General features: G+C 53.4%; 16 protein-coding genes. 9 read left to right on the top strand and 7 right to left on the bottom strand.

All coding sequences use genetic code 11. The annotated features are described in order from the left end of the window. Window positions 1-13: 13 nt before the first annotated feature. A complete protein-coding gene (locus H5P17_RS14635) occupies window positions 14-916 on the top strand; it encodes a LysR family transcriptional regulator (protein ID WP_182823630.1) in 903 nt (300 codons plus the stop codon). Between the two features lie 132 nt (window positions 917-1,048). On the opposite strand, the gene H5P17_RS14630 is transcribed toward H5P17_RS14635, so the two are convergent. Further along, window positions 1,049-1,711 carry a TetR/AcrR family transcriptional regulator gene (locus H5P17_RS14630; protein WP_255477923.1) on the bottom strand — a complete coding sequence of 221 codons (663 nt, stop codon included), beginning with the start codon at window positions 1,709-1,711 and terminating at the stop codon, window positions 1,049-1,051. Between the two features lie 82 nt (window positions 1,712-1,793). On the opposite strand from H5P17_RS14630, the gene H5P17_RS14625 reads away from it, so the two are divergent. The 5 genes from H5P17_RS14625 to H5P17_RS14605 all read left to right on the top strand — a co-directional run bounded on the left by H5P17_RS14625 (window position 1,794) and on the right by H5P17_RS14605 (window position 9,778). After that, window positions 1,794-3,308, top strand: a complete 1,515-nt coding sequence (locus H5P17_RS14625) for an MDR family MFS transporter (RefSeq protein ID WP_182823626.1) — start codon at window positions 1,794-1,796, stop codon at window positions 3,306-3,308. A gap of 149 nt (window positions 3,309-3,457) precedes the next feature. Beyond that, window positions 3,458-4,600 carry an efflux RND transporter periplasmic adaptor subunit gene (locus tag H5P17_RS14620; RefSeq protein WP_182823624.1) on the top strand — a complete coding sequence of 381 codons (1,143 nt, stop codon included), beginning with the start codon at window positions 3,458-3,460 and terminating at the stop codon, window positions 4,598-4,600. Window positions 4,601-4,602: 2 nt separating this feature from the next. Next, on the top strand, window positions 4,603-7,758 hold the full coding sequence (locus H5P17_RS14615) for an efflux RND transporter permease subunit (RefSeq protein WP_182823621.1): 3,156 nt from the start codon (window positions 4,603-4,605) through the stop codon (window positions 7,756-7,758). A 1-nt stretch (window position 7,759) separates the two neighbouring features. After that, entirely contained in the window at window positions 7,760-9,217 is a 1,458-nt protein-coding gene (locus tag H5P17_RS14610; protein WP_182823619.1) for an efflux transporter outer membrane subunit, read from the top strand. 183 nt (window positions 9,218-9,400) lie between these two features. After that, entirely contained in the window at window positions 9,401-9,778 is a 378-nt protein-coding gene (locus tag H5P17_RS14605) for a DUF1493 family protein (RefSeq protein ID WP_020826946.1), read from the top strand. 78 nt (window positions 9,779-9,856) lie between these two features. Here H5P17_RS14605 and H5P17_RS14600 read toward each other — a convergent pair whose 3' ends face one another. Then, window positions 9,857-10,426, bottom strand: coding sequence for a DJ-1/PfpI family protein (locus H5P17_RS14600; RefSeq protein ID WP_182823617.1), 570 nt, complete (start codon window positions 10,424-10,426; stop codon window positions 9,857-9,859). A 196-nt stretch (window positions 10,427-10,622) separates the two neighbouring features. Between H5P17_RS14600 and H5P17_RS14595 the strand changes: the two genes are divergently transcribed. Continuing rightward, window positions 10,623-12,161 (top strand): long-chain fatty acid--CoA ligase, encoded by a 1,539-nt coding sequence (locus tag H5P17_RS14595; RefSeq protein WP_182823615.1) that lies wholly within the window; start codon window positions 10,623-10,625, stop codon window positions 12,159-12,161. Between the two features lie 56 nt (window positions 12,162-12,217). On the opposite strand, the gene H5P17_RS14590 is transcribed toward H5P17_RS14595, so the two are convergent. Next, a complete protein-coding gene (locus H5P17_RS14590) occupies window positions 12,218-13,492 on the bottom strand; it encodes a Glu/Leu/Phe/Val dehydrogenase (protein WP_020826943.1) in 1,275 nt (424 codons plus the stop codon). Window positions 13,493-14,162: 670 nt separating this feature from the next. Here H5P17_RS14590 and H5P17_RS14585 point away from each other — a divergent pair. Beyond that, window positions 14,163-15,062, top strand: a complete 900-nt coding sequence (locus H5P17_RS14585) for a LysR family transcriptional regulator (RefSeq protein ID WP_182823613.1) — start codon at window positions 14,163-14,165, stop codon at window positions 15,060-15,062. A 187-nt stretch (window positions 15,063-15,249) separates the two neighbouring features. Here H5P17_RS14585 and H5P17_RS14580 read toward each other — a convergent pair whose 3' ends face one another. Beyond that, the gene (locus tag H5P17_RS14580) at window positions 15,250-16,245 is read right to left on the bottom strand and encodes a zinc-dependent alcohol dehydrogenase family protein (RefSeq protein ID WP_182823611.1); all 996 of its coding nucleotides are present in this window, start codon (window positions 16,243-16,245) and stop codon (window positions 15,250-15,252) included. A 282-nt stretch (window positions 16,246-16,527) separates the two neighbouring features. Here H5P17_RS14580 and H5P17_RS14575 point away from each other — a divergent pair, with 282 nt between their 5' ends. Then, window positions 16,528-17,160 (top strand): transcriptional regulator, encoded by a 633-nt coding sequence (locus tag H5P17_RS14575; protein WP_044551215.1) that lies wholly within the window; start codon window positions 16,528-16,530, stop codon window positions 17,158-17,160. Window positions 17,161-17,212: 52 nt separating this feature from the next. On the opposite strand, the gene H5P17_RS14570 is transcribed toward H5P17_RS14575, so the two are convergent. The 3 genes from H5P17_RS14570 to H5P17_RS14560 form a co-directional block, all read right to left on the bottom strand. Beyond that, window positions 17,213-18,709 (bottom strand): serralysin family metalloprotease, encoded by a 1,497-nt coding sequence (locus H5P17_RS14570; protein ID WP_182823609.1) that lies wholly within the window; start codon window positions 18,707-18,709, stop codon window positions 17,213-17,215. Between the two features lie 221 nt (window positions 18,710-18,930). Next, entirely contained in the window at window positions 18,931-19,170 is a 240-nt protein-coding gene (locus H5P17_RS14565) for a hypothetical protein (RefSeq protein WP_182823607.1), read from the bottom strand. Between the two features lie 44 nt (window positions 19,171-19,214). After that, complete coding sequence (locus H5P17_RS14560) at window positions 19,215-20,168, bottom strand: LysR substrate-binding domain-containing protein (RefSeq protein ID WP_044551213.1); 954 nt, start codon at window positions 20,166-20,168, stop codon at window positions 19,215-19,217. Window positions 20,169-20,368: the final 200 nt, after the last annotated feature.

Genomic DNA, 20,368 nt, shown 5'->3' with positions numbered 1-20,368 from the left:
ACCTGGAGCCGTGGTGCAGCGTTATTTCGATGATATACAAATGGGCAGCATAGAATTGTTCTGCCTCACTGTAGAAACCGGCAACTTTACGGCGGCCGCCAACGCGGCAGGAGTCACCCCTGCCGCGGTCAGCCGCTCGATAGCCCGGCTGGAAGAACGGTTGCAGGCCAAGCTGTTTATCAGAACTACGCGGAGTATGCGCACAACGGATGCTGGTCAGAGTTATTATCTGGACTGCCGTAAGGCGCTGAGCCTATTGGTTGAGGCTGAGATTAAGATTTCTGGCGAGCGGCAAATGCCGGTAGGCGTCCTTGGTATCAGCGCACCGACACTTTATGCACACTACCGCCTGTTGCCCCGATTGAGTGAGTTCTGCTCCCGCTACCCAGATCTGAAGATAAATCTGCACGTGAGCAATCAAAATATCGATTTCTCAGAGGATAAGTTTGACGTTGCCATCAGGGGAAGTGAACTGAACGACTCAGGTATGGTTGCTCGTCGGTTAGAGGATGCGGAGCTCATTGTGGTAGGCACGCCATCTTACCTGCAACATCATCCGGCGCCTGTTGTACCTGCAGATTTGATAAATCACGAATGCATTCAGTACGCATTGCCCAGCACTGGCAGAAAAACACCCTGGACGTTTATTGAACACGGAAAGGTCATTAACGTGGAGACTACGGGCCGCTTTTTATGTCAGGAGGATTTTCTTGCGACCCTGACGCTGGTTAAAAACGGCGCAGGACTTATGCAGGTTTACCGCTTTACCGTCGAGCAGGAGCTACAACGCGGTGAGCTCATCGAGATTTTACCCGCCTATGCAGGTATCTCAAGACCCTTTATCCTAATTTATCCCTACGCTCGCTACGTCCCTCTAAAAATAAGAAAATTCATAGATTTTTTGACTGAGGTATAGAAATTCCCCGAGCGAATTCTAGCCTTATCAAGAGAGGGGCTCGCGCTGTTCCTGTTAAGGAAAAATGGCAATCTCTCATTTCACCGGCCTGGCGTAAAAGAGTGAATTGCCGTCACTCATGAAACGTCACTTTTAGCGCTGCGGCCCCAGGCCGTGACTTAACAGCGCAATGGCGTGCCGCGCGATAACTTCGGCGCTCTGCGGACCGTGGCTGTTGTTGTCACTGTGCCATTTCGGCGCGGTAGCCAGCGGCAGCAGCGTCATGCCAAACAGGGTAATAAACAGCAAAGAGGGTTCCAGATCGGCATTCAACTTGCCTTCTGCCTGCCAGCGAGTTATCGACTTCAGGGCCGCTTTGCGTTGCGCATCGCCAAAACGCTCGTCCATCCGTTGCTTCAGCACGCCGTTATCACTCATCACTTCTCGCAACCACAGCGGGGCGAACCAGGGGTGCGCGGTGGAGATATCGATAAACCTTTGGGCCAGTTGGGTGAAGGCGGCGATAGGATCGTCCGCATTGGCGTCAAAAACGCTGCCGGCGGCCAGCCGTACCGGCAGGAAACGCTCTTCGATCAGCACGTCTAAAAGTTGTTCACGGTTGTGAAAATAGTAGTGGAGCATGGCGGGGGTGACGCCGGCTTCACGGGCAATGGCATTGAGCGAAGTATCGGCAATGCCCTGACGGGCAAACAAATTAAGCGCCGTATCCAGCAGGTGCTCGCGTTTTTCTGTACCCTTGGTGCCACCACTCGGCCGACCAGGGCGGCGCGGGGCTTGAACGTTTTGTGCTGTCATCGCGGTGAGATCCATTGACCGGAGAAAAGAATCACTCATATATTAATTACTCAATTAATTAATTACAAGTGAGCTCACCTTAATGGGTATCAGTCATCTGGCAGGCAGCGAAGACAGCAGCGGGGCGTCTGGGCAGGCGCCCTCGATCCGGTTGTTGTTCTCTGCGTTGCTGCTGGTCATGTTGCTGGCGGCGCTCGATCAAACCATTGTGTCCACTGCATTACCGACCATTGTCGGCGAATTCGGCGGGCTGGAAAATCTGTCGTGGGTAGTCACCGCCTATTTGCTGGCATCGACGATAGTGGTGCCGCTGTATGGCAAGTTCGGCGATCTGTTCGGCCGTAAAATCGTGCTGCAGATTGCTATTGTGGTGTTCCTGCTCGGTTCGGTGCTGTGCGGGTTGGCACAAAACATGACCCAGCTTGTCCTGATGCGTGCCTTGCAGGGGCTGGGTGGTGGCGGGTTGCTGGTCGTCACCATGGCGGTGGTCGGCGATGTGATCCCGCCGGCCGAACGCGGACGTTATCAGGGGCTGTTTGGCGGCGTATTTGGTCTGGCGACGGTGGTGGGCCCGTTGATTGGCGGGGTGCTGGTGCAGCATTTCTCATGGCGATGGATTTTCTATATCAACCTGCCGCTGGGGATTTTCGCACTGTTGGTGATTGGCGCGGTGTTCCAATCCAGGGTCAACCGCGTGAAGCATGAAATCGATTTTCTGGGGGCCGGCTACCTTGCCGCAGCCCTGACCTGCATTATCCTGTTTACCAGCCAGGGCGGCACGGTAATGGCCTGGTCGGACGGCCAATTGTGGTGCATTCTGGCCTTTGGCCTGGTGTCGTTGGGCGGTTTTATCTACGAAGAACGGCTGGCGAGCGAGCCTATCATTCCGCTCGACTTGTTCCGCAACCGGACCTTTTTGCTGTGCGCATTGGTCGGCTTTATCGTCGGGATGTCGCTGTTTGGTTCGGTGACTTTCCTGCCGCTGTATTTGCAGGTGGTGAAGAATTCCACGCCGACCCAGGCCGGGATGCAACTGTTACCGCTGATGGGGGGGATTATGTTCAGCTCCATCGTCAGCGGGCGATTAATCAGCAAGCGCGGCAAATACCGCATTTTTCCGATTATAGGCACCTGCTGCGCCCTGGCCGGGATGATACTGCTGGGGACGCTGAAAAACTCGACGCCGGTGCATCTGCTGTATCTCTACATCAGCCTGCTGGGGTTGGGATTGGGTATGGTGATGCAGGTGATGATCCTGGCGGCGCAAAACAGCGTCGAGCCAAAACACATGGGCGTTGCCACTTCGAGCGCCACGCTGTTTCGCTCTATCGGCGGTTCCATCGGGGTCGCCGTGTTTGGCGCGATTTTTACCAATGTGCTGCACAGCCGGTTGGCCAGCCTGCTGCCTGAAGGGACGGCGTTACCCCGTTCTTTGGGCGCGGCGGCGGTGCATCATCTGCCGTTGACGTTGCAGAACGACTATTTGCAAGCCTTTGGCGGAGCCATTCACTCGGTGTATCAGATTGCCGCCGGGGTTATGGCGCTGGCCTTCGCATTGACCTGGTTCTTGAAAGACGTCCCCCTTCGTCAAAAGTAAAGCCCTTAACCGGTGCGTAAAGTGGGCGCGCACCGGTTCTCCTCACGCTCTGCGATGCAATTTTACGCAATCCTTACGGAACCCTGTCAGACTAAAAACAGCGCTTTCTATATATTGAGAATAAACGTTCTCAATAGGATAGATAGTCGATGCAGAGGAAAAAGGTTTTACTTGTCAGCCTGTCGTTATTGCTGGCCGCTTGTGATGGCCAGAGCGGTGGATCACCCGCCGGCGCCGGTGGCGTGCAGGAGGTGGGTGTCGCGACGCTGCAGGCTCAACCGGTAACGCTAAGCAGCGATTTGACCGGCCGCGTGAATGCCACCATGACCTCGGATGTTCGCCCCCAGGTGGACGGCATTATCAAAAAGCGTCTGTTTACCGAAGGGGCCGAGGTCAAGGCTGGGCAGGTGCTGTATCAGATCGATCCCGCAACCTACCAGGCCAGCTACGATCAGGCTGCCGCTCAGTTGAAAAGCGCTGAAGCCACGGTGAAGTCCAGCCGCCTGAAAGCCCAGCGCTATGCGGCGCTGGTAAAAGAGAATGGCGTATCCAAACAGGATGCGGATGATGCCATGGCGACCTATCTGGAAGCGGTTGCCGCCGTTGCGCAATACCAGGCAGCGCTGGAAACCGCAAAAATCAATCTTGCCTATACCCAGGTTCGTGCACCGATTTCCGGTCGTATCGGCATTTCCTCCGTTACGCCGGGCGCTTTGGTGACCGCCAGTCAGACTGATGCCCTGGCGACCATTCGCGCGCTCGATCCGATTTATGTCGATCTCACTCAGTCCAGCAGTCAATTGCTCAAACTGCGTAAACAGCAGGCATCGCTGCAACGTGACGATGTCACGCCGGTAGCGATCAAACTTGAGGACGGTACGCCCTATACCCACCCCGGCAAACTGGAGCTGACGGAAGTGGCGGTAGACGAGTCAACAGGCTCCGTTACCCTGCGTGCGGTGTTCCCTAATCCCGAGCACGAATTGCTGCCCGGCATGTATGTGCACGCCACGGTCGACAACGGCGTCGACCCCAAAGGGATTTTGGCGCCTCAACAGGGGATCACCCGTAACGCCAAGGGGGAAGCCACGGCGCTGGTCGTCAACGCGGAAAACAAAGTGGAGCAACGCACGGTTATTACCGAGCAGGTTATCGGCAGCAATTGGCTGGTCAGCAAGGGCCTGAATGCCGGCGATCGTCTGATCGTTGAAGGCACCAATAAGGTGGCTGCGGGCGTTGAGGTCAAAGCGGTTGATGTGAAACAACCGACGGCTAACGGCGGGGAGCAGTAACCATGGCGCAGTTCTTTATTCGGCGACCGGTTTTCGCCTGGGTGATTGCGATCATCATCATGCTGTGCGGGCTGATGTCGATCAACTCGCTGCCCATTTCGCAATATCCTGACGTCTCCCCGCCACAGATATCCATCTCCGCCACCTATCCGGGCGCCGATGCCGAGACTCTGGAAAACAGCGTGACACAGGTCATCGAACAGCAACTTACCGGGCTGGACGGGCTGCTTTACTTTTCAGCCACCAGCAGCTCCGACGGCTCTGTGAGCATTAACGTGACCTTCGACCAGGGTACCGATCCGGATATCGCGCAGGTGCAGGTGCAAAACAAGGTGCAGCAGGCGGAAAGCCGTTTGCCTACCGAGGTCACCGCGCAAGGGGTTACGGTCAAAAAATCTCAGAGCAGCTTCTTGCTGATCGTCGGTCTGTATGACGAAACCGACAAGGCCAGCATGGCGGACATTTCCGACTATCTGGTGAGTAACATTCAGGATCCGCTGTCGCGCATTGAAGGGGTTGGCGATGTGCAGGTATTCGGATCGGAATACGCCATGCGCATCTGGCTTGACCCGACCAAGCTGACGTCCTTTTCACTGATGCCTTCCGACGTGTCGACGGCGATAGAAGCGCAAAACACCCAGGTTTCCGCCGGTAAGGTCGGCGACTTGCCGTCCGGTGCCGATCAGCAGTTGACCGCAACGGTAAAGGCGCAGTCTCGCCTGCAAACGCCGGAGCAGTTCCGCAACATCATTCTCAAGAGTGACAGCAGCGGCGCACTGGTGCGCCTGGGCGACGTCGCACGGGTGGAATTGGGTAACGAGGACTACTCCTCCAGCGCCCGTTTGAATGGGCATCCAGCCTCAGGCATCGCGGTGAAACTGGCCGCCGGTGCCAATGCGCTCAATACCGCCAAGCTGGTAAAAGCCAAGGTGGCGGAATACCAGACTTCGATGCCCGACGGTTACAAGGTGGCCTACCCGAAAGACAGCACCGATTTTATTAATATCTCGATCGAAGAAGTGGTGAAAACGCTGATCGAGGCGGTGGTGTTGGTGGTGATCGTGATGTTTGTGTTCCTGCAAAACCTCCGTACTACGCTGATCCCGACCATCACCGTGCCGGTGGTGCTGTTGGGCACCTTTGGCGTACTCGCCGCCTTCGGCTATTCGATCAACACCCTGACGCTGTTTGGCATGGTGCTGGCGATTGGACTGTTGGTGGATGACGCCATTGTGGTGGTAGAGAACGTCGAGCGCGTGATGCGGGAAGAGAAGCTGTCGCCGCGCCAGGCGACGGAAAAATCGATGAAGGAGATCACCGGGGCACTGGTCGGCATCGCCATGGTGCTGTCGGCTGTGTTCCTGCCGATGGCCTTCTTTGGTGGTTCCACCGGGGTTATCTACCGTCAGTTCTCCGTTACCATCGTGGCGTCGATGGTGCTGTCAGTGATCCTGGCGCTGACGTTGGCGCCGGCGTTGTGTGCCACCTTGCTGAAATCGGCTCATGACGATCTGACCGACAAAGGCCTGCTGGGCAAATTTAACCGCGGCTATAACCGCCTGCAGGAGAAATACGCCGATAAGGTGGCTCGGGTGATCCACAGTCCGATGCGCTATCTGCTGCTGTACGGACTGCTGCTGATCGCCGTCTTCGTGATGTATATGCGGCTGCCGACCGGCTTTTTGCCCAATGAAGATCAGGGCGTGGTGATGGTGCAATATACGCTGCCTGCCGGCGCGACCAATGCCCGTACTTCGGCGGTCAGCGATGCGGTGAAAGACTATTTCCTCATCGATGAGAAGGCTAACGTCAGCACCATTTTCACCATCAACGGTTTTGGTTTCAGCGGCAGCGGGCAAAATGCCGGTATGGCCTTTGTCAGTCTGAAAGACTGGAGCCAGCGCCCCGGCAGTGCCAATACCGCCGATGCGATTGCCAAACGCGCAATGGCGCACTTTGCCACGATCCGCGATGCCCAGGTGTTCTCGATGAGCCCGCCGGCGATTGACGGCTTCGGCCAGTCCGACGGTTTCACCTTCGAACTGCAGGCTAAAGGGGCGACCACCCGTGCGGAGTTGCAGGTGATGCGTGACCAGATCATCGCCGCCGCCGGGAAAAACCCAAATCTGAGTGCGGTTCGCGCCAACACCTTGCCGGATACGCCACAGCTGCAGGTAGACATCGACAACGACAAACTGCAGGCGCTGGGCCTGAGCGCCGGCGACGTCAGCAGTACGCTCACCAGCGCGTTCGGCAGCACCTACATCAACGACTTTATCGACCGCAACCGGGTGAAAAAGGTCTATATGCAAGGTGACGTCGAGTATCGGTCAAAGCCGGAGGATCTCGACAAGTGGTTTGTTCGCGGCACCTCCAGCAGCAGTACCACCAGCATGACGCCGTTCTCTGCCTTTGCCTCTTCACATTGGATTTACGGGCCGGAAAATCTGTCGCGTTACAACGGACTGTCGTCGTTTGAGATCACCGGTGAGGGCGCTGCCGGTGCCAGTTCCGGCACGGCAATGGACGAGATGGAAAAACTGGCGGCGCAGTTCTCCTCGGCCAGCAGCTTCTCGTGGAGCGGGCTGTCTTATCAGGAACGACTGACCAGCGGGCAGGCAGCATCTTTGTATGCCATTTCGTTGGTGGTGGTGTTCCTGTGCCTGGCCGCGCTGTACGAGAGCTGGTCGATCCCGTTTGCCGTGATGATGGTTGTTCCTATGGGCCTGGTGGGGTCGCTGCTGGCGATCACGCTGCGTGGGCTGGAAAACGACATTTACTTCCAGGTGGCGCTATTAACCATTATCGGCCTGTCGGCCAAGAACGCCATTCTGATCGTCGAATTCGCCGAAGAGAATTACCAGCGCGGCGAAGCCTTGATCGCCGCCGCCGTGGAGGCTTCCCGTATGCGCTTGCGTCCCATTTTGATGACCTCCCTGGCGTTTAGCGCCGGCGTATTGCCCTTGGCGGTTTCCAGCGGCGCCGGGGCCAACAGCCGGATCGCCATTGGTACCGGGATCATCGGCGGCACCATTACGGCGACATTACTGGCCATCTTCTTCGTTCCCTTGTTCTACGTATTGGTTAGACGGATGTTTTCACGCAAAACAACCCCCGCCAAACCAACAGAAAACACTGCGCCGCAGGCAGGAGAATAACGTGCTGCAACGTTTAATCACTTTGACCTTTCCGCTGGTGCTGGCGGGGTGTATCTCACTGGATCCGGACTATCAGCGCCCGCAGGCGCCGGTGCCCTCAACGCTGCCGCAAGGGGCGGCTTATACCGCGCCCTCCGGTAAATTGTCATTGAGCTACCCGGACATCCCATGGCGCGACTATGTGGTTGATAGCCGATTACGGCAGGTGGTGGAGATGGGGCTGAGCAGCAGTCGCGATTTGCGCGAGGCCATTGCCAACATCGAATCTGCCAGGGCGCTCTACGGTGAGCAGCGTGCCGATCTGTTTCCTACCATCAATGCCGGTCTGGAAGGAACGCGTTCACGCGCTCTGACCGGTGGGGCAAACAACGCCACTGCGATTAGCCAAAGCTACGAGGCTAACGCCAGCACCAGCGCCTTCGAGTTGGATCTGTTTGGCAAAAATCGCAGCCTGACTCGCTCTAAATTCGAGAGCTATTTGGCGGAGTCCGAAGCGGCTAAAAGTACCCGTTTGGCACTGATTGCCGATATCGTGACCGACTGGGTGAACGTGGCGGCAGAACGCAGCAATCTGGCCGCGGCCAAAGGCACCATGGAAAGTGCCAAACAGTCGCTGGCGGTAACGCGCAAGAACCAGCAAAACGGCATTTTGTCGATGGTTGACGTGGCGTCGGCGGAGACGGTGTATCAGCAGGCGCGTTCGGACGTAGCCAGCTACACCACCAGCGCGGCGCAGGCGAAAAATGCGCTGGATCTGGTGGTCGGGCAAAGCGTGCCGGAAAGCCTGTTACCTGATGGGATCGACGCGTTGTCTGGCATCATGAAAGACCTGCCGGCCAATGTCTCGTCGCAGGTGCTGCTGAACCGTCCGGACGTGCTGGAAGCCGAGCATAATCTGAAGGCCGCCAATGCCAATATCGGTTCTGCCCGCGCGGCGTTCTTCCCGTCTATCAGCCTGACTGCCAGCGGCGGGGTGGGCAGTGGAGAACTGTCATCCCTGTTCAGTCAGGGGGCGGGCGTTTGGTCGTTTGCACCGAGCATCAGCTTGCCAATCTTTACCGGCGGCTATAATACGGCGCAGTTGAATTACACCAAGGCGCAGAAAGATCTCTACGTCGCCACCTATGAGAAAGCGGTGCAGACGGCATTCCAGGAAACGGCCGATGCGTTGGCACGCAAGGGCACAATCCAGGAACAGTTAACGGCACAAACCGGCTATGTGGCGGCCTCGCAGGAATATTATCGCCTGGCGGAGCTGCGTTACCGCCACGGAGTAGATACCTATCTGGTTATGCTGGACGCACAGCGCACGCTGTATACCGCCCAGCAGTCGCTGATTGCGGCTCGCCAAACCGAATATCAGAACCTGATTACTCTGTATAAAGTCCTGGGCGGGGGCATCGCGGCAGAAAAGCAGGGCGATGGCGTGGTTGCCAATAATAGATCTTTAACCCAATAAGATTTAAGCCTGGGCAATAATTAAATTACGCAGTGTGGTGATAGCACGCTGCGTTTTTTTATATTCATTCTGTGGTGGAAGTGTAAAGAAAGGGAAAATGACCAGACGATGGAGAACTCGTCACCATCAGCAGGGTCTGAATGATATCGCATCATTCTCGCGGCCAAATATATTGAGGTTGAAATGGAAAGTGATATTCAGCAACAGGTCATTTCAGTGATTGATCGCTATAATTCGCCCAGCCTGCTTAAAAAGGGGGTAGCCGTTACTCTCAACACGGAAATAAACAAAGAGCTACACCTGTCCTTGCCAATGTCGGAAACGCTAATGCGTGGCTATTTTGACGCCTTTCTCATCGACAGCAGCAATTACAATCATGAGCTGTATTTTCGTCAGGAGTCAAAATCGGCGTTATTGTTCTCCTCATCAAATCGTCGAGCGAATCACTGGGATCTTGAAATGGAAAGGATCCGGCCATTGTATGTTTATATGCTGGTGCGATCCGCCCGGGCCAAACGCTGGCTTTATGACATTCACTTTCTGATTGAGCAATTAAAATGATCCAATATTGGATGAGTTAACTCATCGCGCCGAATGCAGTTTCAGGCCCGCAAAGAAATTGCGGGCCTTTTAACGGGATTATTGTGCCAGCAGCTCGGCAAATTTTGCCAACCATTGCGGGTGCGCCGGCCAGGCAGGGGCGGTCACCAGATTGCCGTCAACATGGGCCTGATCGATACCGATATCCGCATAGTGACCACCGGCCAGCTGCACTTCCGGGGCGCAGGCCGGATAGGCGCTGCAGGTTCTGCCTTTAAGCACCCCGGCGGCGGCCAACAGCTGCGGGCCGTGACACACGGCGGCGATGGGTTTGCGCGCGGCATCAAAAGCCTGCACCAGCTTGATAACCTGCGGGTTCAGGCGCAGATACTCGGGCGCTCTGCCGCCGGGGATCAACAGAGCGTCGTAGTCTTCTTCTTTTGCCGCGGCAAAGTCGGCATTGAGGGTAAAACGGTGGCCAGGTTTTTCACTGTAGGTCTGCGCGCCGTCGAAATCATGGATTGCCGTCATGATGTAATCGCCTTTGGCCTTGTCCGGGCAGACGGCATCCACCTGATGGCCAATCATCTGCAATGCCTGAAAGGGCACCATGGTTTCATAATCTTCAGCGTAATCACCAACCAGCATCAGGATCTTTTTCTTGCTCATACGGGGATCTCCGGGAGGAATAATCCCTAACATATAGCCTACCGCTGGGTGGAACGCGAACCTGCTCCTGGCGTGGATGCATCTATACTGATTTTACCGCCGGAGGCGGTTCAGGGAGATCAACCTCAATGAGGTGGCGCAGTATCTCAATCATTGACTCACCGGGCTTCCCGGTTTCTGCTCATGAGACCCTCACATGCTTAATTTGGCCACATTGCTTGAAGAGAGTGCGCGTACTTTCCCAGATCGTCTGGCACTGGTTCAGGACGAAGTCCAGCTTAGCTATGTCGAACTCGATCGATTCGCCAACCAGGTCGCCCATCTGCTGAGGGGGCGGGGCGTGAAACCGGGGGAGCGGGTGGCGCTGGCCTGCCCCAACCGTTGGGAGTTTCCGGCTATTTATTTCGGCATTCTCAAAGCAGGTGCGGTGGTGGTGCCTTTAAATACCTTGCTGAAAGCGGGGGAGTTTGAATACTATCTGCAGGATTCGCAGGCGGTGGCCTTCTTTTGCTTTGAAGGGGGCCAGGGATTGACGTTGGGGGAAGAGGCAAAAATCGCGTTCGATTCCGCTCAACAGTGCCGCGATTTCATTATTATCGGTGACAGCGTGCCGCTGAGCGGCGACCGTTTCAGCCAGGCCATCCGCCAGCAACCTGCTGATTTTGACAGTGCCAGCACCCTGGAGTCCGATACCGCAGTGATCCTCTACACCAGCGGAACCACCGGTCGTGCCAAAGGCGCGGAGTTGACCCATTCCAACCTGGTATTGAATGCGCTGGGTTCGGTGCAGTTATTCAACAGCTCGGTAGAACGCCCCGATCGCCATTTGGTGACGCTGCCGCTGTTCCATACTTTCGGCTCGACCGTCCAGATGAATGCCGGCTTTGCCTTGGGGGCGACGCTGGTGCTGGTTCCGCGTTTTGATGCAAAGTTGGCTATCTCGCTGATGCAAAAGCACGCCATCACTTTTTTCGCCGGCGTACCTACCATGTATTGGGCATTGCTGAACGCGCTGGACGACAGCGTAGATCTGGCGCTGTTGCGCAAAAATCTGCGCATGGCGGTCTCCGGCGGAGCCAGTTTGCCGGTGCAGATCATTGAAGATTTTGCCCGTCGTTTCGGCGTTAACATTCTGGAGGGGTATGGGCTATCGGAAACCAGCCCGGTTGCTACCTTCAATCACCCAGGACGCGTTAACAAAGTGGGATCTATCGGCCAACCGATCTGGGGCGTTGAAGTCCGGCTCGTTGATATCACCGGCAAAACAATAACGGGCAGCGATCAGGTCGGTGAGTTAGCGGTACGCGGTCACAACGTGATGAAAGGTTACCTTAACCGACCGGAGGCCACGGCCGAAGTTCTGGAAAACGGCTGGTTTAGAACCGGCGATCTGGCGCGGCGAGACGCCGATGGCTTTTATTTTATTGTCGACAGGTCGAAAGACGTGATTATCCGCGGGGGATTCAACGTTTATCCGCGCGAAGTGGAGGAACTGATGATTCGCCATCCGGCCGTTTCCTTCGTGGCGGTGATCGGGGTGCCGCATCCATCGCTGGGAGAGGAAATTAAAGCGGTAGTGGTGTTGAAAGATCTGGACGAGGTGGTAACGGAAGAAGCCTTGATTACCTGGACCAAAGAGCGACTGGCGGCGTTTAAATATCCGCGTATCGTGGAGTTTGTAGAACAGCTACCGATGACCAGCACCGGAAAGGTGTTGAAAAGGTTACTGCGCTGAAGGGCTCTGTTTGGAAATAATCCCGGCCTGCAAAGCAAGCCGGGAGGGATAACGCATTAACCTGGGTAAATGCCACGCTCTTTACGTGCGGTCAGGATACGCTCACAGGCGACGATATAAGCCGCGGTGCGCAGGCTGCACTTCTTCTCTTCGGACTTGTTCCAAACGTGAACCATAGCGTCGGTCATGATCTTGTCCATACGCTCGTTGATTTCGCTTTCGCTCCAGAAGTAGCTGGCCATGTCCTGCACCCACTCAAAGTAACTGACGGTCACGCCGCCGGCGTTACAGATAACGTCAGGCACTACGGTGATGTTGCGTGAACGCAGAACGTCGTCCGCATCTGGATAGGTTGGGCCGTTCGCCCCTTCCAGTACCAGCTTGGCGCTGAGAATTTCTGCACGTTGACGGGTGATCTGACCTTCCAGGGCGGCTGGGATCAGGATGTCCATGTCAACAGACCAGAAAGCTTCGCTTTCGATTTCTTTTGCGCCAGGGAAGCCGGCGATCTGCTTGTTCTTGGCTTGCCATTCGGTCAGCGCGTTCAGGTCGATACCGTCCGGGTTGGACAGGGTAGCTGAGTGGTCCTGGATCACCACTACGCGTGCGCCGATGCCGACGAACAGGCGGGCCGCTTCGCTGCCCACGTTACCAAAGCCCTGTACTGCCACTTTGGCACCTTCGAGCTGTACACCCAAACGTTTGGCCACTTCACAACCGGTAACGAACACGCCACGGCCGGTCGCTTTTTCACGGCCCAGAGAGCCGCCGAGGTGAATAGGCTTGCCGGTGACGACGCCGGTGATGGTAGTGCCGTGGTTCATGGAGTAGGTATCCATCATCCAGGCCATCACTTTGGAGTTGGTGCCGACGTCCGGTGCGGGAATATCTTTCTGTGGGCCGATGATAAAGCCGATTTCGCTGGTGTAGCGGCGGGTCAATCTTTCCAGCTCGCCTTCAGACAGTTTGAAAGGATCGACGCGGATCCCCCCCTTGGCGCCACCGTAAGGCAGGTTGACTGCCGCACATTTGATGGTCATCCAGGCTGACAGCGCCATAACCTCATCGAGATCAACATCTGGGTGGTAACGGATGCCGCCTTTACCCGGGCCGCGCGACAGGTTGTGCTGAACGCGGAAACCTTCGAAGTGGCGGATTGAACCGTCGTCCATTTGCAGAGGAATATCAACGATCAGCGCACGCTTAGGGTGACGCAGGGTATCAACCCAACGCGACAGCTCACCGAGATAAGGTGCAACGCGGTCGATTTGTTGCAGATAGGTGGCCCAGGCCGTTGTGCTGCTTTCTGAAGCGTAGGATAGCTTTTCCATAACCAACCTTTTTATATATAGGTATTTATTTTGTTTAACCGTGGATTACTAAGTGCATAACACTTTTGCGACGCTAAATTTACCATTAAAAACGCGGCTTGTTAGCCCCCACTCATCGGGCCACAGGCCGGTTTCAAGCCGGTTTGGCGACGCAAAAATGAATAGTTAATTACTTTTGTACGGTGGTACCGGGAGCTACTCATGCTTTATGCATAAAAAATGCATAAAACCCGTTTTTATCTATTTTTCAGAAGCTTGAATGTGATCAAAAAGTTTCATTTTATTTAAGTGTCGTGTTGACAATGCCGTTTCCTGACGCCAGAGTTAAATTCATGTTAAATCGGCGTTGTCAGCGTTTTATTCTTGAACAGAAATAATCACAACTGACTGATAATAAATGAATCATCCTCCACGCTCATGCTTCGCATGCTAAATGTGGGCTACCGCGCAGCTCGAACAGCCGTTTTCTGATGCGTACAGTTTTTAACTTCCCTTTAACAAAGAGCCGGTATCGTTTTGCCGGTATCTCCCAGCAGGGTGGCCTGAAAGTATCAATCACACAAATTTGGGTATTCCAGTATTTCTTCACCTCACGTTACAATATGTGGAAAAGATTCCATTACAGAATTCCTGATTATGGAATTAATCCAATCAACGGTTCAGGTCTGCCATGCAAAATAAACTGGAAATGTTGCGCATCTTTTGTATCGTCGCAGAGTCAAGAAACTTCAAAGATGCTGCGATACTTCTGGGCATCTCACCTCAGGCGGTGACCCGTGCGGTGAAAGAACTCGAACAGCAGCGTGGTGAAATTTTGTTTTACCGAAGCACCCGGCAGATGAAAATAACGGCCGATGGTGAGCGCCTCGCGCAATATGCCCGGCAGGCTGTTAACGCTGTCGATACCTTGTTGACGGTAAAACCGCAGCCAAAGTCAGATGAGATGCGGGGAACCATTCGGCTGACGGTATCTTCCGTGTTTGGCCGCAAGTTTATTATTCCGGCATTAACGCAATTTTCCCTGCGTTACCCGGATATTGTTGTGGACTGTATTTTGACAGATACACACAGTGATGTGATTGATGAGCGGATAGACATTGGTATTCGCTTCGGTTTTTTACCCGATAACCGTTATGTGGCACGTGAGCTGGCTAAAATTCATTTCTTTGCCGTCGGTACACCAGAATTGATTAGTCAGACAGGAATGCCCAAACGTGTTGATGAGCTGGACTTGTTCCCGCTGACAGCATTGATTGATCATAAAACCGGGCGTTGCTGGCCTTGGAGTTTCAAGAACACGCGAAGTTTTACGCCGTCGAATCCACGTTTTATTACCGATGATCTGGAAGCTGAGTTTCAGGCCGTGCTCGATGGCGTCGGTTTTGGACATATGCCCGGGTTTCTGGCACTGCCTTATTTAAAAAGTGGGCACCTGATTCAGATCCTGGAAAACAATGCATTCGCAAGCTGGGGGCTCTATCTTTATCGGCCACAGCGTGGGCCAACATCGTTGCGGATTAGGACGCTATTTGATTATCTGGCTGATATTTTAGCGGATATTGAAACCTGACCTTATACAGAAAAGCTATTTATCTGGCGATCAGGATGTGTCAAACAAATGGAGTATGCCAATCCAGAACTGACGGCGGAGGATGAGCCGTTTTATTATCAAGTTTGGCGATCGCCAGAGCGATCACCTTTAACCAGTGGGCAGTTACACAGAATTATTTACAGGTTCATTCGACCCCAATAGCAGCTTATTCAATATCAATAACTACCTTGATAGATGCCGAACCGTCCTGCACTGCGTGGTGCGCGTCGAGAGCCTGATCGAGATTGAAATGACGGATGTCGACAACCGGATGAATTTTACCCTCTTCAATCAGGCGGGTAGCGGCTTCCAGTATTTCACCATGATGAGCACGAGCTTCTCCAGACAGCATGGGCATCAGGACAAACACGCCAGACAGCGTGGCACAACGTAACGAAGATACCGCCAGATTATGCTCACCGAACGCGGCACAACTGGTGATATGTCCGTAATGTCGGGTCATGCCCAGCGAATCTTGCAGAACCTGGCCTCCCACAGTGTCATAAACAATGTCAAAGCCCTGGCCTGAGGTGCAGTTGTTCACGATCTCTTGCGCAGACAGCGCGGTGTAATCCAGTGGTGTTGCACCTAACTGAGCGATCAGTGATTGCTTAGCCGTTGAGCCTGTGGCCCAGACATTGGCACCCATGGCCTTTGCCAGTTGCACAACCATGTGACCAACGCCACCGGCGCCGCCCTGGACCAGCACATTCTGCCCCGGCTTTACCTTCGCATTATCGACCAGGCCTTCCCAGGCCGTTAATAAGGTTAACGGAATGGCAGCGGCTTCACGCATGGATAAATTACGGGGTTTCAGTGCCAGTAAATCGACATCAACCGCAGCATATTGTGCAAGAGAACCCTGAAGTCCACGAACGCCACCGGTCAGGCCATAAACTTCATCACCGACATTGAATCGTTCGACGCCATCACCAACGGCAACGGTAACCCCCGCCATATCAGTCCCCAGCACCGCCGGTAGCTCTGGCATTGCGTAGGGCGCTTCGCCAAGGCGAATTTTATAATCAATAGGGTTAACGCCACTTGCGTGTATCCGTACCAGCACTTGGCCCGCTCCAGCTGTTGGTACAGGGTATTGAACTTGGCTAAATTGCTCGTCGGCAAAATTTTCCAGCACCAGCGCAGTCATCATCGTATTCATAAATTTAATCTCCGAAATAGAAGTATGGGAGTAAATATACCAGTACAGGTGATGACAGATAATGAAACCATCTGGATTTTATAATTCCATAAAGTGGCATTAATGGGTTGATGTAGTGACCCATGAACAACTAACACCGCCCTGGCCGTTGATTGCTAAAACAGTAGGTCCGGTGCGGGAGGGCCTCGGCATTCCGGGGCAACTGAGGTATGCTAAGCGGCTGACCCAATGATGAAAACTGGCCAATATCATCATGCCTTATCGCTATGGAGTAACAGCAAAGTGCTGAAAACCACGTCCCAATTAGAATTACTGCAGTCGGTTGCCGACGGCATTGCAGCGCTGTTTTTTCCCAATGTGGAAGTGGTGATACACGATCTCTCTACCAATAAGGTGGCGTACCTCGCCAATAATCTGTCGAAACGCAAACCGGGTGACGATGCCGGTTTGGAGGATTTTGACATCGACAGCGAAGGCCAGGTGACCGGCCCTTATGAAAAGCTCAACTGGGATGGCAAGAAAATGCGATCGGTGAGCATTGCCGCAAAAGACGAACAGGGCGTTCCCCGCTACCTGCTGTGCATTAATTTGAGCACCGCGACTTTTGAAGACGCCAGAAATGCGTTGGATATGTTCCTGTCGGTCACCCGCTTGCAGCCTCAACCACAGCAGTTATTCAAAGATGACTGGCAGGAGAAGATCAATACTTTCCTGCACGAGTGGATCCGCCGGCAAAATGCCTCATTGGGTTCATTGAGCCGTGAACAGAAAAAGCAGTTGGTGATTGACCTGTATAACGAAGGGGCGTTCAAAGCCAAAAGCGCCGCTGATTATATCGCCAACGTGTTATCCCTCGGCCGGGCCACGGTTTACAAATACCTGAAAGAGTTAAAAAAGGGCGAGAGCCCCCCCTAAGAAGCCCTCGCCAAAAGCGGGTATGACCCCGCCGATGCCTGGAAAAAAGGGTTTAAACGATAAAATCCGTACTGGCGTTGGCATGGCCGACGATATTGACCAGGAAATCAGGCTGCCAGCCACTGTTGCCGGCGTCATGGCCGTGCAGATCCAGCGCCAGAATACTGTTGTTGCCGCTGTGGGTTATCGTCGCCTCGTTGCTGCCGCCGCTGAAGGCAGCGACAAACTGAATATTGCCGGCGAAAGCGCTCAGATCGATTTTGTCGATCCCGGTGGTGAAGTCTTTAATCGTATCTGCCGCTTTGGCTGTGGAATCCGCTGCGGCGGAGAAAGCGAAAATGTCTTTACCTGCACCACCCCATAGCGTGTCCGCACCGGCGCCACCAAAGATAAAGTCGTTGCCGGCACCGCCTTTCAGTACGTTGTTCAGCGCATTACCGACCAGAATATCGTTGCCGCTGCCCCCTATGGCGTTTTCGATACTGGTTCCCTGCGTGATCGACACGTTGCCTTTCAAACCACCGACATCAGAGAAAGATCCCTGGTTAAGGTTTATGCGTTGGGCGCTGGTATAACCCGAAAAATCAAAGGTGTCGTTGCCTCCGGTATCCCAGGCGCTGAAGATCACTTTATTGTCGTTACTATCGGTGGAAAGATAACCGCGCTGCGTATTTGAGTTAAAACCGTAGACGGTATTCCCGGAGAACGCATGGGTATTGGCGCCGTAGAGGTACTGCATGGCTGCAATGTCATCAATCAAAGGAGCCGAAGCGTAATGACCGTGGAAATCCCCAATCGCCGGTTTATTGGCGGGACTGAGCTCTGAAAAATAGCTCATGATGGAAAATTGGTTGGTGTCTTCCACATATCTGGCATCGTTTTGATAGGTCGCACCGTCGCCATTATAGGTTCCAGGGTGATCAAGCCCCAGGGCATGGCCCAGTTCATGAGTAAAAACCTGGGCACCATAGCCGCCAAGAGAGGCCGGATCGCGGTTTTCGGGGAGGTCGATAAACCATACCTGGCCAGAGATATCATGCCCCCAGCCGTCAACAATGGGGTGCCCATCTTCCAGAGTATGGGGCAAAAACCCGTAGTTGCTGTCATCCTCTTTGGCTTTGGCAAAATTGCCGAACTTTATCTGCGCCGTCTGGCTTTGGTTGGCGGGCAGATCTTTAAACGTCAGGTTGGCTACGTCTGCCCAAGCCTGTAATGAGGCTTTGGCATAGGCTTTCTGCGTAGCATCGAGCCCGCTTAACCCCCCGTCGCCTATGCCATTCTTACGGTGTTCCTGCCAGGTCGGGAAGGCGTAGGTTAGCGTTGCCCCTTTCCCGTTCGCGTGTTCACCGACGCCATTCCAGCTTTGCTGATTGCGAGCGAGGTTGATACCGGCTGTCCACGCCGTGTCTGACTCGCGCCCATTCAGCGTATAATTTCCTCGTTCTTGATAATGCCAGAACAGGTCAATGCTTTTATAAATGCCGGGATCGTCGCTGTCCGCCAGTACAGATTTATCATACTGAGTGTAAATATAGTTTTCATTGCTCATCGTTTAATGCCTCGAGATAGGTTAGTCCATTGCCGTTGTGTGGGGGTCAGCCCGTTTAGTCCCGTGGCGTTGATAAGAATGAAAAGGTAGATGTAATTTTTTATTTTAACGACTAAAAATCTAGCTATAGACTCATCATTATGTAAATGAAACAATGAACTTCCTGATTGGAAGGAATGGTGCTGCATAAAGAATCACTGGGTTGATTTATCATGCTTAATTTATTCCTCTTTTTTTATGCCAACTATTTCAATGGCTACTCGATAAAGTTTCCTGGTGTAATCGCAGGATTGGGCTTCGATTTCTTTAACCAAATAGGTCAGGACAGAGGCTTTGCTGGCGGTTTTTTGTGCTAGTGCGATATGGGCAAGGCACTTTCCCAATATCGCGTAAACCTCCAGATGGATATCCTCATTATTACCAATAAGACCATAGAGTTTTAAATCTATCTCTTTATTCATTGAGTAAACCTTGCTGTTCATGTGCATTGGCAAAGATTGTGTTGCTATCTCTGTTCATCGAGCATATTCATCGGTGGCAGGCTGGCCTGCAAATGCATTTTTATAAAATCCACACTGGTACGGATTAGATGAGTCTTTTTCTCCTGGTTTTTTATCACTGCGATAATATCAGCTGATTGCTGATACTGCGGTAACACTCGGACCAAAACCCCAGACGCCAATTCTGGCGCAATGCCCCATATGGGCAGCAGGGCAATGCCATGATTTTTGACAGCCCAGTTTTTGACCACGTCACTGTGGCTGGCGGACAGCGTCCCTTTGACCTTGACCTTGCTTTCAATTGCGCTGCGGGTGTCGGTAAGCCGCCATAACCCCATACTTTCTTCGCGAGGGCGATACAGTATGCAGTTATGGTCGCCGAGTTGGTCGACTTCCTCCGGGGTACCATGGCGTTTGAGATAAAGCGGCGAAGCGCACAGAACCCGAAAGCTGGTGGCTATTTTATAAGCCACCAGGTGTGGTTCTTTTACGCTGCCAATCCGGATATCGATATCAATATCGTCAGCAATCAAATCGTTTTGTTGGTTAGTCAGATCCAGCCAGATGTTGAGCCCGGGGTTCTGACGTTCCATTAACGACAGTACCGGTGCAAGATGATTCTGCCCTAAATAGGTATTGCAGCTTATTCGGACATTGCCACTGGTGATATCTTGCAAGGCATTGACACCCAAAATGGCATCTTCAACATCCCCCAGAATATCTTTAACTTTAATAAAAAAGAACTCGCCGCTTTTGCTCAACATAACCTGACGGGTGGTGCGCACGAACAGTTTGGTATCCAGGGCTTTTTCAAGGGAATGGATACATTTTGTTACGTAACCCGGCGTGATCCCTAATTCCAGAGCAGCCCGGTTGAAGCTAAGGAGTTTTGCCACCAAAAAAAACACATTCAAATCCCATAAAGATATCTGTTTGGGTAAGGTTTTTAGCACCGACATACAGCAGTTCTCATATAAAACATACGGGCATTAAGAGACGAAAAATTCTTTGCAATGATGAATTGCAACGGTTTTATTAAAAAACAATATTAAGTTGATAACATTCTGCATATTTTACCCGAAACACTCTAAGTGTAAATTGGGACTTTTACTGATGAATTATTCTCAGGTTCAGTGGGTGCCTTGTTTTATATTTATAT

This window comes from Serratia sp. OS31 (assembly GCF_014164835.1).
In the GTDB taxonomy this organism is placed as follows: Bacteria; Pseudomonadota; Gammaproteobacteria; order Enterobacterales; family Enterobacteriaceae; genus Serratia; species Serratia liquefaciens_A.
This window is presented reverse-complemented; position numbering and strand designations above follow the sequence as displayed.